At 69.6% G+C, this 15,176-nt stretch carries 13 protein-coding genes; 11 read left to right on the top strand and 2 right to left on the bottom strand.

Annotated elements, in window-relative coordinates; translation table 11 throughout:
* Window positions 1–21 precede the first annotated feature (21 nt).
* From KV102_RS05665 to KV102_RS05650, 4 genes are read left to right on the top strand one after another with little or no spacing between them, the layout of a single operon-like run.
* Window positions 22–1,635, top strand: coding sequence for an acyl-CoA carboxylase subunit beta (locus KV102_RS05665; protein ID WP_255559890.1), 1,614 nt, complete (start codon window positions 22–24; stop codon window positions 1,633–1,635).
* Window positions 1,636–1,667: 32 nt separating this feature from the next.
* On the top strand, window positions 1,668–3,692 hold the full coding sequence (locus tag KV102_RS05660; protein WP_220345551.1) for a biotin carboxylase N-terminal domain-containing protein: 2,025 nt from the start codon (window positions 1,668–1,670) through the stop codon (window positions 3,690–3,692).
* Window positions 3,689–4,858 (top strand): acyl-CoA dehydrogenase family protein, encoded by a 1,170-nt coding sequence (locus tag KV102_RS05655; protein WP_220345550.1) that lies wholly within the window; start codon window positions 3,689–3,691, stop codon window positions 4,856–4,858. The genes KV102_RS05660 and KV102_RS05655 overlap by 4 nt, the downstream gene beginning before the upstream one ends.
* A gap of 40 nt (window positions 4,859–4,898) precedes the next feature.
* Complete coding sequence (locus KV102_RS05650; protein ID WP_220345549.1) at window positions 4,899–5,648, top strand: enoyl-CoA hydratase family protein; 750 nt, start codon at window positions 4,899–4,901, stop codon at window positions 5,646–5,648.
* Between the two features lie 142 nt (window positions 5,649–5,790).
* Here the strand turns inward: KV102_RS05650 and KV102_RS05645 are convergent, their stop codons facing one another.
* Window positions 5,791–7,146, bottom strand: coding sequence for an HNH endonuclease (locus KV102_RS05645; RefSeq protein ID WP_220345548.1), 1,356 nt, complete (start codon window positions 7,144–7,146; stop codon window positions 5,791–5,793).
* Between the two features lie 39 nt (window positions 7,147–7,185).
* Entirely contained in the window at window positions 7,186–7,530 is a 345-nt protein-coding gene (locus tag KV102_RS05640; RefSeq protein ID WP_220345547.1) for a helix-turn-helix transcriptional regulator, read from the bottom strand.
* A gap of 16 nt (window positions 7,531–7,546) precedes the next feature.
* On the opposite strand from KV102_RS05640, the gene KV102_RS05635 reads away from it, so the two are divergent.
* The 7 genes from KV102_RS05635 (at window position 7,547) to KV102_RS05605 (ending at window position 15,147) form a co-directional block, all read left to right on the top strand.
* Window positions 7,547–8,020, top strand: coding sequence for an SRPBCC domain-containing protein (locus KV102_RS05635; RefSeq protein WP_220345546.1), 474 nt, complete (start codon window positions 7,547–7,549; stop codon window positions 8,018–8,020).
* Window positions 8,021–8,104: 84 nt separating this feature from the next.
* Window positions 8,105–10,231, top strand: a complete 2,127-nt coding sequence (locus KV102_RS05630; RefSeq protein ID WP_220345545.1) for a TRAP transporter fused permease subunit — start codon at window positions 8,105–8,107, stop codon at window positions 10,229–10,231.
* 8 nt (window positions 10,232–10,239) lie between these two features.
* Window positions 10,240–11,226 carry a TAXI family TRAP transporter solute-binding subunit gene (locus KV102_RS05625; RefSeq protein WP_220342413.1) on the top strand — a complete coding sequence of 329 codons (987 nt, stop codon included), beginning with the start codon at window positions 10,240–10,242 and terminating at the stop codon, window positions 11,224–11,226.
* A gap of 37 nt (window positions 11,227–11,263) precedes the next feature.
* Window positions 11,264–11,494, top strand: coding sequence for a hypothetical protein (locus tag KV102_RS05620; RefSeq protein ID WP_220342412.1), 231 nt, complete (start codon window positions 11,264–11,266; stop codon window positions 11,492–11,494).
* A gap of 97 nt (window positions 11,495–11,591) precedes the next feature.
* Window positions 11,592–11,966, top strand: a complete 375-nt coding sequence (locus KV102_RS05615; protein WP_220342411.1) for a peptidase inhibitor family I36 protein — start codon at window positions 11,592–11,594, stop codon at window positions 11,964–11,966.
* The gene (locus KV102_RS05610; RefSeq protein ID WP_220342410.1) at window positions 11,960–12,664 is read left to right on the top strand and encodes an ABC transporter ATP-binding protein; all 705 of its coding nucleotides are present in this window, start codon (window positions 11,960–11,962) and stop codon (window positions 12,662–12,664) included. The genes KV102_RS05615 and KV102_RS05610 overlap by 7 nt, the downstream gene beginning before the upstream one ends.
* Complete coding sequence (locus KV102_RS05605) at window positions 12,661–15,147, top strand: hypothetical protein (protein WP_220345544.1); 2,487 nt, start codon at window positions 12,661–12,663, stop codon at window positions 15,145–15,147. Before KV102_RS05610 ends, KV102_RS05605 begins: the two co-directional genes overlap by 4 nt.
* Window positions 15,148–15,176 lie beyond the last annotated feature (29 nt).

The following is a 15,176-nucleotide window of genomic DNA, read 5'->3' as shown; positions in this document are numbered from 1 at the left end:
GCTGACCTTGGAGGCTCCCCGATGAGTACGACCGCGGCCGACGCCGCACCGACCACCGACGCTCCGCCGACCCATCGCGAGGCGATGCTGGCGAAGATCGACGACCTCGCCGAGCAGCACGCCAAGGCACTGGCAGGGGGCGGCGAGAAGTACGTCGCCCGCCACCACGCGCGGGGCAAGCTCCTCGCTCGCGAGCGCATCGAGCTGCTGCTCGACGAGGGCGCGCCGTTCCTCGAGCTGTCGACCCTGGCCGCCTGGGGGACCGACTTCCCCGTCGGCGGCTCGCTCGTCGCCGGGATCGGCGTCGTCGAAGGTGTCGAGTGCATGATCATCGCCAACGACCCGACGGTGAAGGGCGGCTCCAGCAACCCCCTCACGGTCAAGAAGGGCCTCCGCGCCGCGCAGATCGCCGCCGAGAACCGCCTCCCGACGGTCAACCTCGTCGAGTCCGGCGGCGCCGACCTGCCCACGCAGAAGGACATCTTCATCCCTGGTGGTGCGACGTTCCGCAACATCACGCGCTCGAGCGCGGCCAGGGTGCCCACGGTCGCCCTGGTGTTCGGCAACTCCACCGCCGGCGGGGCGTACGTGCCGGGCATGAGCGACTACGTCGTCATGGTCAAGGAGGGCGCCAAGGTGTTCCTCGGCGGCCCGCCGCTGGTCAAGATGGCCACGGGCGAGGAGTCCGACGACGAGTCGCTCGGCGGCGCCGAGATGCACGCCCGTACGTCGGGGCTCGCCGACTACCTGGCGGTCGACGAGTACGACGCGATCCGCCTCGGACGCCAGATCGTGCGCCGGCTCAACTGGCGCAAGCAGGGACCCACTCCCGCTGCCGACTACGCCGAGCCGGCCTTCGACGTCGACGACCTGCTCGACATCGTCCCGACGGACCTCAAGGTCCCGTTCGACCCGCGCGACGTCATCGTCCGGCTGGTCGACGGCTCACCCGACGGGCACGCGCAGTTCGACGAGTTCAAGCCGCTCTACGGCTCCTCGCTCGTGACCGGCTTCGCGCAGCTGCACGGCTACCCGATCGGCATCCTCGCCAACGCCCAGGGCGTGCTGTTCAGCGAGGAGGCGCAGAAGGCGGCGCAATTCATCCAGCTGGCCAACCAGACCGACACCCCGCTGCTGTTCCTGCACAACACCACCGGCTACATGGTGGGCGCGGAGTACGAGCAGGGCGGCATCATCAAGCACGGCGCTCAGATGATCAACGCGGTCTCCAACTCGACGGTGCCGCACATCTCGGTCGTCATCGGCGCCTCGTACGGCGCCGGCCACTACGGCATGAGCGGCCGGGCGTACGACCCGCGCTTCATGTTCAGCTGGCCCAACGCGAAGTCGGCCGTCATGGGCCCGGCCCAGCTCGCCGGCGTCATCTCGATCGTCGCCCGCGGGGCGGCCGAGGCGAAGGGCATGCCGTACGACGAGGACGGCGACAAGCAGATGCGCGCCTTCATCGAGAAGCAGATCGAGGAGCAGTCGCTGGCGTACTTCACGTCGGGGATGCTCTACGACGACGGTGTGATCGACCCGCGTGACACCCGGACGGTGCTCGGCATCTGCCTGAGCGCGATCGCCAACGCGCCCATCGAGGGCGCACGCGGCTACGGGGTGTTCCGGCTGTGAACGTTTCGACAGGTTCAATCAACGGAGGCTCGATGATCCAGAAGGTGCTCGTCGCGAACCGGGGCGAGATCGCCCGGCGCGTGTTCGCGACCTGCCGCGAGCTCGGCATCGGGACGGTGGCGGTCCACTCCGACGCCGATGCCGACGCCCCGTTCGTCGCCGATGCGGACGCGGCCGTACGCCTGCCCGGCAACGCGCCGGGCGAGACGTACCTGCGCGGTGACCTCGTCATCGCCGCGGCGCTCGCCACGGGCGCGGACGCGATCCACCCCGGCTACGGTTTCCTCTCCGAGAACGCCTCCTTCGCCGCCGACGTCCGTGCGACGGGGCTCACCTGGATCGGACCCGACCCCGAGGCGATCGAGGCGATGGGCTCCAAGGTCCGGTCGAAGGAGCTCATGGCGGCCGCCGGCGGACCGGTCGCCGGCATGCTGAAGCCGGAGGACATGACGTCCTCGGACCTGCCGCTCGTCGTCAAGGCGTCCTCAGGCGGTGGCGGCCGAGGCATGCGGGTCGTGCGCGACCTCGGTGCTCTGCCGGCCGCGCTCGAGCAGGCGGCCGCCGAGGCGGGGTCGGCCTTCGGCGACACCACCGTCTTCGTCGAGCACTACCTCGAGCACGCGCGCCACGTCGAGGTGCAGGTCATGGCCGACGCCCACGGCACCTGCTGGGTCCTCGGCGACCGCGACTGCTCGCTCCAGCGGCGGCACCAGAAGGTCGTGGAGGAGGCCCCGGCGCCGGGTCTGGCCGAGGCCACCCGGACGACCCTGCATGATGCAGCGCGGGCACTGGTCAAGCAGGTCGGCTACACCGGTGCGGGCACGGTCGAGTTCCTGGTGGAGGAGCGTGCCGGCCGCGACGCCGTCGTGTCATTCCTCGAGATGAACACGCGCCTCCAGGTCGAGCACCCGGTCACCGAAGCCGTCACGGGGCTCGACCTCGTCGCGCTTCAGATCGCGGTCGCCGAGGGCCGGGCGCTCGGTGAGATCACCGGCGAGACCGAGCCGCCGGCCCCGCGGGGTCACGCGATCGAGGTGCGCCTCTACGCCGAGGACGCGGCCGACGACTTCGCTCCGCAGACGGGCACCGTCCGGGTCTTCGACGTGCCCGGTGCGGAGGGACGCTTCGCCGGCCCGACGTCGTACGGGCTCCGCCTGGACTCCGGTGTGGAATCGGGCAGCGAGGTCGGGATCCACTACGACGCCATGCTCGCCAAGCTCGTCGCGTTCGGTCCCGACCGCACGTCGGCGATCCGGATGCTGCGCGGCGCCCTCGCGCGCACCCGGCTTCACGGGGTGTCGACGAACCTCGACCTCCTGCACGGGATCCTCGGTGCGCCCGAGTTCGCCGCGGGCGAGCTGAGCACGCTGCTGCTCGAGCAGCGCATCGCGGACTGGTCGGCGCCGCGCGCGGACACGTCCGTCGTCCGCGACTACGCCACGGCGGCCGCGCTCGCCTCGGCCACGGCGGCCGCGACGAGTGCCAGGGTCCTCTCGCGGATCCCTGCCGGTTTCCGCAACGTGGCGAGCCAGCCGCACACCGTGACCTTCGCGGTGCGGGGCGAGGAGGTCGCGGTCGCGTACGACTCGGTTGGTGGTCGTCTGGTCCCGCGTTCGGGGTCCGAGGACGAGGCTGCGCCGGTCGCCACCGCCGTGGCTCCCGACCGCGTGGTGCTCGAGCGTGACGGGGTCGCACGGGCGTACACGGTCTCCACCGCTCCAGGCGTCGCCGACGTCGACGGTCCCCAGGGGCCGCTCGACCTCGTCGTCGTCCCGCGCTTCACCGACCCCGCCGACCAGGTGGCCGCCGGATCGCTGCTGGCCCCGATGCCCGGCTCGGTCGTGTCGGTCTCGGTGGAGCAGGGGCAGGCCGTCAACCAGGGTGACGTGGTCGTCGTGCTGGAGGCGATGAAGATGCAGCACACCATCACGGCGCCGACCGACGGCATCGTGACGGAGCTCGCGGTCTCCGCGGGCTCGCAGGTCGAGTCCGGTGCCGTCCTCGCGGTGATCGAGGACGCGGCCGACCAGGAGAACCCCGAAGGAGACCTCGCATGACCACCACCGCATTCGCCGAGTCCGAGGAGCGTCAGGCGCTCCGCAAGGCCGTCCGCGACCTGGGGCGCAAGTACGGTCGCGACTACTTCAACACCGCAGCGGCCGAGGGTCGCAAGACCACCGAGCTGTGGGCGGAGGCCGGCAAGCTCGGCTATCTGGGTGTCGCCGTGCCGGAGGAGTACGGGGGCGGCGGCGGCGAGATCGGCGACCTCGCCGCGGTCTGCGAGGAGCTGGCCGCGACCGGCAGCCCGCTGCTGCTCATGGTCGTGTCGCCGGCGATCGTCGGCACGATCATCGCGCAGTACGGCACGGACGAGCAGAAGCAGCGCTGGTTGCCCGGCCTGGCTGACGGGACGAGCACGTTCGCCTTCTCCATCACCGAGCCGGATGCGGGCTCCAACTCGCACAAGATCATCACCACGGCCTACCGGCAGGAGGACGGCAGCTGGCGCCTGACCGGCGGTAAGACCTATATCTCCGGTGTCGACGAGGCGAGCCACGTCCTCGTGGTCGCGCGGACCGAGGACCACAAGACGGGCAACCTCAAGCCGGCGCTCTTCCTGGTGCCGACCGACAGCCCTGGCTTCACGTTCCAGGAGATCCCGATGGGCATCGTCAGCCCGGAGAAGCAGTTCACGCTGTTCTTCGACGACGTCGCGCTCCCGTCGGACGCGCTGATCGGCAGTGAGGACGCCGGGATCGAGCAGCTCTTCGCGGGGCTCAACCCCGAGCGCATCATGGCGGCCTCGTTCGCGACCGGCACGGCGCGGCTCGCGCTCGAGATCGCGACCGAGTACGCGAAGACCCGTCAGGTCTGGAAGGCGCCGATCGGCGCCCACCAGGCCGTGGCCCACCCGCTGGCGCAGACGCACATCGAGATCGAGCTGGCGCGTCTGATGACCCAGAAGGCCTCCGCGCTCTATGCGGCCGGTGACCACATGGGTGCCGGAGAGGCCGCCAACATGGCGAAGTACGCGGCCGGCGAGGTCGTGTGCAACGCGGTGGACCGGGCGATCCAGACCCACGGCGGCAACGGTCTCGCGGAGGAGTACGGCCTCGTACAGATGCTGGCGGCGTCGCGTCTGTCGCGCATCGCGCCGGTCAGCCGCGAGATGGTGCTCAACTTCATCGCGCAGTTCTCGCTCGGCCTGCCGAAGTCGTACTGATTCTCACCCCTCGCACGACGTCACGAAGGAGCAGCATCCTATGACCGAGCTCGTCCATCTCGCGGTCGCCGACCAGGTCGCGACGATCACGCTGGACAGCCAGCACAACCGCAACGCCCTCTCGGCTCGGCTCGTGAGCGAGCTGGTCGGGCACCTGGAGACGGCCGCGGCGGATCCCGACGTCCTCGCCGTGGTGATCACGGCGGCCGGGTCGGTGTTCTGCTCGGGCGCCGACCTGTCCGAGGCTGCCGGGGGAGGGATGGTCGAGGGGGCCAAGGGGCTCGTCGCGCTGCAGCGCCTCATCGTGACCCTCCCGAAGCCGGTGGTCGTCCGCCTGCACGGTCCGGTGCGCGCAGGTGGGCTCGGCATCGTGGGCGCTGCCGACGTGGTGGTGTGTGCCGACGACGTCACGTTCGCGTTCACCGAGGTCCGTCTCGCCCTGGCGCCGGCGGTCATCTCCTTGACCACCCTCTCGCGGATGTCGCCGCGTTCGGCGTCGCGGACCTTCCTCACCGGAGAGAAGTTCTCCGCGGCCGAGGCGGTGGCGTACGGGCTCGTCACGGAGGCCGTCCCAGCGGCCGAGCTCGACGACGCCCTCTCGCGGGTGCTCGACGGGCTCCGCAAGGCGTACCCCCAGGGCCTTCGGGAGACCAAGGCCCTGCTCAACGCCGACCTCGTGGCTCGCATCGACGCGCTCGGTGACGACGTCGCGGAGCAGTCGGGGCGGCTCTTCGGCTCGGACGAGGCGCGTACGGCGATGCTCGCGTTCCTCAACCGCAAGAAGGGCTGACAGTCGGGCCTCGTCCGCCCCTCCCAGCACACGCCGGGCACGACCGATCCCCCGATCCGGTCGTGCCCGGCGTGCGTGCTTGTAGGCCGGCGCGCTGAGGCGCCGGTGGTCAGCCGGTGGTCAGGCACCGGTCAGGCACCGGTCAGGCGGCTATCCCGGATGAGTGGACCAGCTGCCGGATCTCGCGAAGGCGCCGACGGACGAGCAGGCGCCTGAGGGCTCGGTCTCGGTCGTCGGAGTCGGAGAGACGGTGGCCCTCCCCGGTGGTGAGGATGACGTCTCCGGTGTCGGGCTCGCGTCGGGCATGGAGCAACCCGGCGTGGAGCAGGTGATGACAGCGCGGACACAGGCCGATGAGGTTGTCGACGTCGGTCGTGCCGTGGTCGCGGTGCCACCAGTCGATGTGGTGCAGCTCGAGGAAGGTGTTGTGGCACCCCGGGTTGGCGCAGCGCCCACCTTGCGCGTGGGTGATCGCGATCCGCTGCTGTGGGGTGGCCAGACGCTGGCTCCGGCCGACGTCGAGAACGCTGCCGGGCCGTCGTCGGTCGCTGGGCTGGTCGGGGACCTCGTGGTTGTGCCCTCCGTGGTCGCGCCTCCCGTCGTCGACGTGCGCGCCCGTGAGGATCGGGGTGACGTCGGTGTCGCAGAGAAGGCGGCCCAGGAGCAGGTCAGGGATGCTGCCCCAGCCGTGCAGGCGCGCAGGCTCGGCGCCAGGCATGCCCTGAAGACGCTCGAGGTCGACGGTGACGTAGAGCTGGGGCCGGAATCCGTTGCGGCTGGGCAGGCCGTGCTCGAGAACCTGGGTGAGCAGCCGGTCGAGATTGGTCACTCGTCGTTCCGAAGGGGGTCGACGATCGTCACGGTCGTCCGGGGCGCCCAGGTGGTCGAGGACGGTCTTGAGCCGGGCGCCGGTGACGATGTCGAGAAAACCGGTCACGGCATAGCCGTCGCCGACCTTGGAGACCTGGAGGTCACGCTTGTCCATCCCACGGATGTAGGCGGCGTCCAGGGACTCCGGGTGCACTGCCTCGATGAACTCCCGGATCTCCGCCCGGAGCGCTGACGGCTCGCTGCGCTCGGCGACATCGAGCAGGTAGTCCTCCGCCGAGGTGATGATGACCGGATCGGCCTTCTTCAGGCCGGCGGAGAACTCGTGGACGTGGTCCAGCCGGATCCTGCCGGCCCGCAACGACTCGGCGACCCGCGGCAACGCTTGGGTCGTCCGAGCTGCGGTGATCAGACGACCGGTCTCACCGGCGTCGAGGCGCAGCTCGCGGCGCGCCCACGCCTTCGCGTTGGCAGCTCCAGCAGCCTCCGGCCCGCCTGCGTCGCTGAAGTGTGCCAGTCCACGCGCCAGCACGCCGTCGAGGAGCGCCTGCGTCGAAGCCACGGCTCCGAGGACCTCAGCGAGCTGCTCGGTGGTAGCGAGCTCGATCGGGGCGTCCACCAGCGCCTGCGCCGCGTGGCGCAGGTCGGCGGTGATCTCGGCGTCGAACATGACACGATGGTATCGAACAGATGTTCGACAACGCAAGGGTTAATCCGCGCCTCGGGCGGAGGGCCGGTCGAGGTGGTCGAGCAGCTCGACCGCGGCGTCCATGTAGTCCTTGATCCATCGGTCGTGGATGCGTTTGATCGGCAACGGCGCGAGGGCGAGGTGGCGCTCGCGCCCGATCTTGCGGCCGGTGACCAGCTCGGCACGCTCGAGCACGCGCAGGTGCTGGAGCACGGTGGTCCGGTCGAGTGACGACAGGAGCGCGCAGAGCTCGCCAGTCGTCCGGGTGTCCTCCCGAAGCAGGTCGAGGATCCGGCGCCGCGTCGGTGAGGCCAGCGCCTTGAAGACGAGGTCGTCGTCGGGGGTATTGCCCACGGCCGACGACATGTTGTAAAAATATCACATGACTGACGATCTTCTCCAGGAGCTGGAGTTCACCGTGTCCGGCCACATCGCGAGGCCCTGTGCCGAGGTGTACGAGGCGATCGCCGACCCGGCGCAGCTCACCCGCTACTTCACGACGGGCGGCGCTCGCGGGCGACTCGAGTCCGGCGCGACCGTCATGTGGGACTTCGCCGACCACCCGGGCGAGTTCCCGGTCACGGTCGTGGAGGCCGTGCCGCCCCGGCTCATCGTCATCCGCTGGGATGCTCAGGCCTCGGCCGACGACGACGGGCGGACCACCACGACGTTCGAGCTCGAGCCGGTCGACGGCGGCGCGCGCACCCTGGTCACGATCACCGAGTCGTCGTGGCTGGTGACCGGGACGGGGGCCAAGAACGCGTTCGGCAACTGCGCGGGCTGGACCGGCATGCTGGCCGCCCTCAAGGCGTGGGTCGAGCACGGGATCAACCTGCGCGAAGGCTTCTACGGCTGACCTTCGCGGCGGCGTCGTGGCGCTCTTTCCGTGCCTCCGCGCGGCACTCTTGACATGACCCTGGTCACCGTTAAGTTACGCCTCATGCCGCCCGCCGACCGTCACAGCCCGGTCGCCGAGGTCGACCAGGTCGACCTCGACCGACTCGCCTCGGAGTACGACGAGGAGAGGCCGTCACGGCGGTTGTCCCCGCGCTGGGACCAGGCGATGACGGTGTGGTGCTTCGCCGTCGCGGCGTTCGTGCTCTGGCAGGTCTTCTGGCCGCTTCGCCAGGGCAACCAGTACTACCTGATCGTCTTCCTCGGCGTCACCCTGCCGCTCGCCTTCCTCCTCTACCGCGGGTGGGCACGGCGCAGCACCGACGGCCGGGACGATCCCGGGCCGGTGGACTGGGTCCTCGCGGGAGCCGCGCTGGTCGTCGGGCTCTACCCGGTGCTGCCCCTCCCTGAGTCGAGCGCCGGTGGCGGTGGGTTCACGGCGTTCCTCGACCGCCAGGGTGCGCTCGACCCCCTCGACGTCCTCGCGGGGCTCGTCCTGCTGCTCCTCATCCTCGAGGCGACGCGCCGTACGACCGGCTGGGTGCTGCCGGTCGTGTGTGCGGTGTTCCTCGCCTACGCCTACTACGGCGGCTTCCTGCCGATCGACTGGGTGATCTCGCACCGGGGCCAGGACATCGACCAGATCATCAACGCTCTCTTCAACGAGGCCAGCGGCTTCTTCGGCGTGCCGCTCGACGTCGCCGCGACCTACATCGTGCTCTTCACGATCTACGGAGCGGTGCTCGACCGGATGGGCGCCGGCCGGTTCTTCGTCGAGTTCAGCTTCTCTCTGTTCAAGAAGTCAGGCACGGCGCCCGGTCGTACGGTCGCGACCTCCGGCTTCCTGCTCGGCACCGTCTCCGGGTCGGGGACGGCGACTGCGGTCACCCTCGGCTCGTTCGCGTGGCCGATCCTCAAGCGCGCCGGCTATCCCCGCGAGGCCGCGGGCGGCATGCTCGCCGCGTCCGGGATCGGCGCGATCCTGTCACCGCCCACGCTGGGTGCGGCGGCGTTCATCATCGCGGAGTACCTCGGTGTCTCCTACCTCCAGGTGCTCGGCTGGGCGCTGGTCCCGACGCTCCTCTACTACCTCGGCATCTTCCTGGCGGTCGAGATCGACGCCCGGCGCTTCGGTGCGCGGCGCGTGGACGCCCGCGTCAACAGCCCGTGGGCGCTGCTCGGGCGCTTCGGCTACCACTTCGTCAGCCTCGGCGTGATCGTGCTGTTCCTCGCGATGGGTGTCCCGCCGTTCAAGGCCGTCGTGTACGCGACCGCGGTGGCGGCGTTCTTCGGGCTGCTCGAGGCGGTGCTGTCGCGTCGCGCGTTCGTCACCGACCTCGAGCAGGATCCCCGGACGGCCGAGAAGCTCCCGCTGGGCGACTCTGTGCGCGACTACGCGATCCGCCTGTTCACGGCGCTCGCGACCGGCATCCGCGCCGCGGTCCCGGTGATCGCCGTGTGCGCGGCTGCCGGCGTCATCACGTCGACCATCGCGAAGACCGGGCTGGGCCAGGTGCTGTCGGACCTGCTCGTGGACGCTGCCGACGTGCTGGCTCCCAACCAGGCGTCGCTCATCGTCCTCAGCGCGCTGTTCTCCGCCGTCGCGATCATCGTCCTCGGGCTCGCCGTGCCGGTGACCGCGTCCTTCATCCTGAGCTGGATCATCATCGGTCCTGCCCTGATCAGCCTCGGAGCCGAAGGCCCCGAGGTCGCGATGTTCATCTTCTACTACGCGGTCCTCTCGGAGGTGTCGCCGCCGACCGCCCTGGCGGCCGTCGCGTCCGCGGCGATCACCGGTGGCAAGGTGATCGCGACGATGTGGCAGGCCTGCAAGTACACGTTGCCGGCCTTCCTCGCGCCGATGGCGTTCATCATGACCGACAACGGCGCAGCCCTTCTCGGCCGCGCGCCGTTCCTCGACGTCGTCTGGGCCACCGTCGTGGTCGGTCTCGCGGTGGCGGCGCTCGCGGTGGCGACGTCGGGCTGGATGTTCGGTCCGACCCGTCGCGTCGAGCGGCTGCTCTGCGTCCCGGCCGCCCTGCTGCTCCTCTATCTCGTCCCGGTGTCGATCGCCGTGGGTCTCGCGCTGCTCACCGCTGCCGTGGCCCTGCACGTGGTCGGCCGCCGGGGGAACCATCCGACCACGACCACCACACCCATCACCCAGGAGTGAACCACGACATGCGACATACCCGTACCCTCCTCGCCACGAGCGCGCTCACCGCATCGCTCGCCCTGGCGGCCTGCGGCGGCCAGCAGGAGAACACCCAGTCCGACAGCGACTCCGAGAGCTGCGACGCCGGCTCGGGCCGGATCGGCATCGCCACCGGCAACTCGACCGGCGTCTACTACGTGGTCGGTGGCGGTCTGGCGCAGATCATCAACGACGAGACCGATCTGCAGGCCACCGCGGCCGAGACGGGCGCGTCGGTCCAGAACGTGCAGCAGCTCGTCGCCGGCGACTACGACCTCGCGTTCTCCCTCGCCGACACCGCCGCCGACGCGGTCGAGGGCAACGGCTCGTTCACGGAGAAGCAGGACGTCGCCTCCATCGGGCGCATCTATCCCAACTACACCCAGGTCGTGGTCCGCAAGGACGCCGGCATCGACGGGATCGAGGACTTCAAGGGCAAGCGCATCTCGACCGGCTCACCGAAGTCGGGGACCGAGGTCATCGCCCAGCGCCTGATCGAGACCGCAGGGCTCCAGCAGAGCGACGTCTCGGCGCAGCGTCTGGACCTGACCAAGACCGTGGACGGGATGAAGGACGGCTCGATCGACGGACTGGTCTGGTCCGGGGGTCTTCCGACGCCGGCGATCACCGACCTCTTCACCTCGATGGGCGACGACGTCGAGTTCATCGACATCACGCCGCAGCTCGAGGCGCTCCAGGAGATCAACCCGGTCTACGAGGAGTCGACGATCCCCGCCGACACCTACAAGCTGGACGCCGACGTGCCGACCGTCGCCGTCCCCAACGTCCTGCTCGTCCGCGACGACATGCCCGACAACGTCGCGTGCGCGTTGACGACCCTCGTCTTCGAGGAGACCGACGCGCTCACGGCGGTGCACCCGGCGGCGAAGGACATCAAGATCGAGGACGCGGAGGACTCCGATCCGATCCCCCTCCACCCCGGCTCGCAGCGGGCTATCGACGACCTGAAGTAGGACCTCCCTCCTCGCGGGGCTGCGCCAGACTGTGCACGTGCAGCTCCGCGAGGCAGGACCTGAGGACGCCGATGCGCTGACCGACTGTGAGGAGGCGGCGTACGGCACCGGGCTGGCGCACGTGTTCGGCGACCTGCCGTGGCCGCGCGACGGGATCCGGCGGCGATGGGTCGCCGAGCTGGCTGATCCGGGCGTGACGACGCTCGTCGTGGACCTCGTTGGCGATGAGGACCGTGAAGGCGTTGTGATCCACGCCGCCGACCGTTAACCGGCGTGCCCCTCTCGAGTGCAACAAGTTGCGCCCGAGTCGGGACGGAATCAGGGCGTCGGCCTCACTGGCCGGCCACGACGAGATGAGGTCGAAGGTGAGAACAGTCCGTTCACCTGCCACCGCGGGGGCGTTGTTCGCCGTCGCGGTCGTCGCACCGCTGACGGCGCAGGCATCGCGTTCGCAGTGCACGGGTAGCAAGATGTGCGTCTGGGGGAACAACGACTACAAGCTACTGATCGCAGCGCAGGCCCACGGCCAGGGCGTTGTCGACCCCTACAACGATGCCAACGGTGAGAACAACCAAGCCGACTCGTGGCAGAACCGCTCCAACAACTACCAGGGCAGCCTGTATGACGGAGGCAACGGCACCGGTGCCTTGCTGACCATGGGGATCGCGAGCCGGGACAACAACGTGTCGGTGTTCGATTCGGACAAGGCCTCGAGCATGAGGACCAACCGAGGATGCTGAGCACGGGGGGTCCGGGCCCGCTGGTCAGGACGGTTGGGGTCGAGCGAGAGTTCGTCTCCCCTGCCGAGACCGTGAGGGCGGTTGGTGGAGTCGACTTCGAGGCGGATTCCGGGGAGTTCGTGTGCTTGTTCGGGCACAGCGGCTCGGGAAAGACGACGATGCTCAATCTCCTTGCGGGGCTGGACCTCCCGACCTCAGGTCGTGTCGTGGTGGCGGGGCACGATCTCACGCAGATCAGCGCCGAGGGCCGCATCCGGTTGCGTCGTGACGAGGTCGGGATGGTGCACCAGTCGCACCAGCTCATCTCGGAGTTCACCGCAGCGGAGAACGTCGCGCTCCCGATCGAGGCGCGGGGAACGAATACCGTCGAGGCTCTCGACGAGGCGGAACGGTTGCTCGAGTCGGTGGGTCTCGCCGGATATGGAGGTCGCTACCCCGACGAGCTGAGCGGCGGGCAGCAGCAGCGTGTAGGGATCGCCCGTGCGCTCTCGGGTGGGCGCAAGATCCTGTTGGCTGATGAGCCGACAGGCTCGCTGGACAGCCGCAATGCCGGCGCCATCTTCGACCTGCTGGCGGTGATGTCGAGCAAAGGTGTCTTGGTGGTCGTGGCGTCGCACGATCCTGCATGCCGGGAGCGAGCGTCGCGGAGCATCGAGATGCTCGACGGCGTCGTACGCGACGTGGCGTCCCGCGCATGATCGGGACGATTCGGCGACGTCTGCGGTCACGTACCCCCGTCGCGGCCTCCTTCGCGGCGCCGATCCTGTTCATTGCCTTCCTCTTCGCCACCAACAGCTTCATGGATGCGCAGAGCCTGACACCGGCTCAGAACGCCGACGCTGAGCTGGGGAGCGCCTCAGCTGCCCTCACCATGTTCGACGTCGATCTCCGTGCGGGCACCGACGACGGCGACAGACTCCGTGACGCTTTCGAGTCGCAGAGCCCGCGGTTCGGCATGGCGTTGAACGTGATCGACTTCCCGCTCTTCCGAGGGGGCCTGGACGGGGTCTACTACACCGAGAAGGACTGGGACCGCAGCCCCCCTACACGCCAGTTCAGCTTGACGAACGGCAGATGGCCGCGCGAGGCCGGTGAGGTCGTGGTTGCCGGCGCGGGGTCGACGGGCGTGCGTGTCGGCGATGAGGTTCCGACTGCTGGCGCGGCGCCTGATCTCCGCATCGTAGGGCTCGCTCGGACAGAGCTCGACCGCTGGCCGAAGCTGCTGGCAGGCCCGGGGACCTGGCGCCGGCTGGCGGAGGTTCGGGGGAGCGACGGCGCACCGCTGCGGGCCTTTCCCACATTCGAGACGACGCAAGACGACGCGGCAGCGCTGATCGAGGGCATCAACCGGGCTGTGGGATCCACGGTCCGCGCGGTGTCTGGTGAGGGCCCAGCGATCTCCAGGGCGGCGGTCGGTGAACGTGTTCGGACGCGCGCCGAGCTGGAGGCGGAGGCACCCCGTCTGTGGACCGTGCAGTCGCCGCTCAGCCTCTGGATTCCCGGGCTCTTAGCGCTGCCGGCCTTGCTGGTGATGGGATACGTGATCGTCGCGAAGCGACTGGAGTCGTCGGCAAGCGCGGCGATGGCGCAAGGCGTCAAGCGGCGAGACGCCCTGCTCGCGATCTGGCTCGTCCCACTGCCCCTGATCGTGGCTAGCACGCTCGTCGCCGTCGCGGGGGGCACGACGATCGGGTATGTCACGGCCTTCTTGGGCGAGGGACGGTGGGGATACTCCGTCACGAATGTCCGCGTTCCGTGGGCCGCTATCGAGGTCAGCGCCGCGGGCGTCGTGCTCGGTCTCGCGCTCGGACTCGCCGCGCTCCGGGACCGGATCGTCGTCTCCGGCCGACGCCAACTTTCGGCGGGCACGCGCAGCAGACTGCGTTCAGCTCGGCACCTCGTCGGCGTCGTGTGTGCGAGCATCACGCTCTGGCAGGTGCTGACCTTGCGCGAGCCGAGTGGAGCGATGGCGCTGATCGGCCTCATGGCGCTGACTGCGGCGGCCCTCGGCCCCGAGCTGATCGACGGCCTGCTGCGGGTGATGCCTCGCCGCACCCTGACCCAACGGCTTGTGGCGCGGCAGATCGCGACGAACCGTCAGCGGTTGGCTGTCGTGGCTGGCATCTACATCGTGATCGTTGCTGCGACGGTCGGGATGCTCACCATCCTTTCGAGCGAGGTCGCGGACGCTCGCGAGCGGCAACCCGTATCGGTGCCTTCCGGAGATGTGCTCCTTGACAGCTTCAGCACCCCGTTCCTGAAGCCCGACCCGGCTGTCGTCGCAGCCGTCGAGACGGTGCCCTCGATCAAGCGGGCAGAGCCGATTCAGTTCTTCCTCATCGGCAAGCGAGGCGTGAACCCGTCCACTGGAACCGAGGAGACGATCGGTACGCGAGACGACCGAACGGGAGTGGCGTTCGCCTTCGACTCCGCGGACGATCTCGAGGGAGCGCTCGGCGCCGCGCTGACGTCGGCCGACCGGGACCTGCTCGCCGATGGTGGCGCTCTGGTGATCAACCCCGATCTCGTTCGGGTGGCGCGCGGACAGCTGGCGCTGATCGACAAAGCGACCGGCAGGGGCGTGGCGACCGTGCCGGTACGCATCGTCGATCCCGCGCAGACCCGGTGGACCCAAGCTGTTCCCTTCGTCATGCTGAGAGCCACTGCGCAGGGTCTAGGAATGGCGACGACTCCCGCTGCGATGCTGTTCAAGGACATCTCCGCCCCCGATCGCCGTGCCGCGCGCACGGCTTTGCGCGACAAGGGTCTCGATCCGCGATCGATCGGTGTCTACGAGAAGCCTGCGCCCATCGTTCCGCCTGCCGCGATCGTGGGATCGGTCGTCTTGCTGGTCGCGTTGCTCGTGGGTGTCTCGGTCCTGGCCACCCGCGCCCAGGTCCGCGCCATGCGGGGGTGGGCCAGCCAGCTCACCCGGGTGGGTGTGCGGCGACGATGGGCAGCCCGAGCCATCAGCCGTCAGCACGCCTGGATCGCCGCGTTGTCCGTCGGCGTCGGGGCATCAGCCGCGGTCGCATCACTGGCGGTCACCGGCGCAAGAGTCCAGCGGTACGACCTCGTGATTCCCTGGACGCTCATCGGTCTCGTGATCGCGGTGGTCGCGCTCTCGACGATACTCAGCGGGAAGCTCGCCTCGCGGCAGCTCGAACCCACCGAACGATGATGCTTCGACGAGGACTGCTCGCGTCATCC

It is taken from the genome of Mumia sp. zg.B53 (genome assembly GCF_019550935.1).
Classification (GTDB): Bacteria; Actinomycetota; Actinomycetes; order Propionibacteriales; family Nocardioidaceae; genus Mumia.
The sequence above is the reverse complement of the archived record's forward strand: the minus strand, read 5'-3'. Positions and strand labels throughout refer to the sequence as shown.

Coding starts and splice junctions, on each gene's coding strand:
- KV102_RS05625 (WP_220342413.1), top strand. CDS start 10,240: ATGCGACATACCCGTACCCTCCTCGCCACGAGCGCGCTCACCGCATCG.
- KV102_RS05605 (WP_220345544.1), top strand. CDS start 12,661: ATGATCGGGACGATTCGGCGACGTCTGCGGTCACGTACCCCCGTCGCG.
- KV102_RS05640 (WP_220345547.1), bottom strand. CDS start 7,530: ATGTCGTCGGCCGTGGGCAATACCCCCGACGACGACCTCGTCTTCAAG.
- KV102_RS05650 (WP_220345549.1), top strand. CDS start 4,899: ATGACCGAGCTCGTCCATCTCGCGGTCGCCGACCAGGTCGCGACGATC.
- KV102_RS05630 (WP_220345545.1), top strand. CDS start 8,105: ATGCCGCCCGCCGACCGTCACAGCCCGGTCGCCGAGGTCGACCAGGTC.
- KV102_RS05645 (WP_220345548.1), bottom strand. CDS start 7,146: ATGTTCGACGCCGAGATCACCGCCGACCTGCGCCACGCGGCGCAGGCG.
- KV102_RS05655 (WP_220345550.1), top strand. CDS start 3,689: ATGACCACCACCGCATTCGCCGAGTCCGAGGAGCGTCAGGCGCTCCGC.
- KV102_RS05610 (WP_220342410.1), top strand. CDS start 11,960: ATGCTGAGCACGGGGGGTCCGGGCCCGCTGGTCAGGACGGTTGGGGTC.
- KV102_RS05665 (WP_255559890.1), top strand. CDS start 22: ATGAGTACGACCGCGGCCGACGCCGCACCGACCACCGACGCTCCGCCG.
- KV102_RS05660 (WP_220345551.1), top strand. CDS start 1,668: ATGATCCAGAAGGTGCTCGTCGCGAACCGGGGCGAGATCGCCCGGCGC.
- KV102_RS05635 (WP_220345546.1), top strand. CDS start 7,547: ATGACTGACGATCTTCTCCAGGAGCTGGAGTTCACCGTGTCCGGCCAC.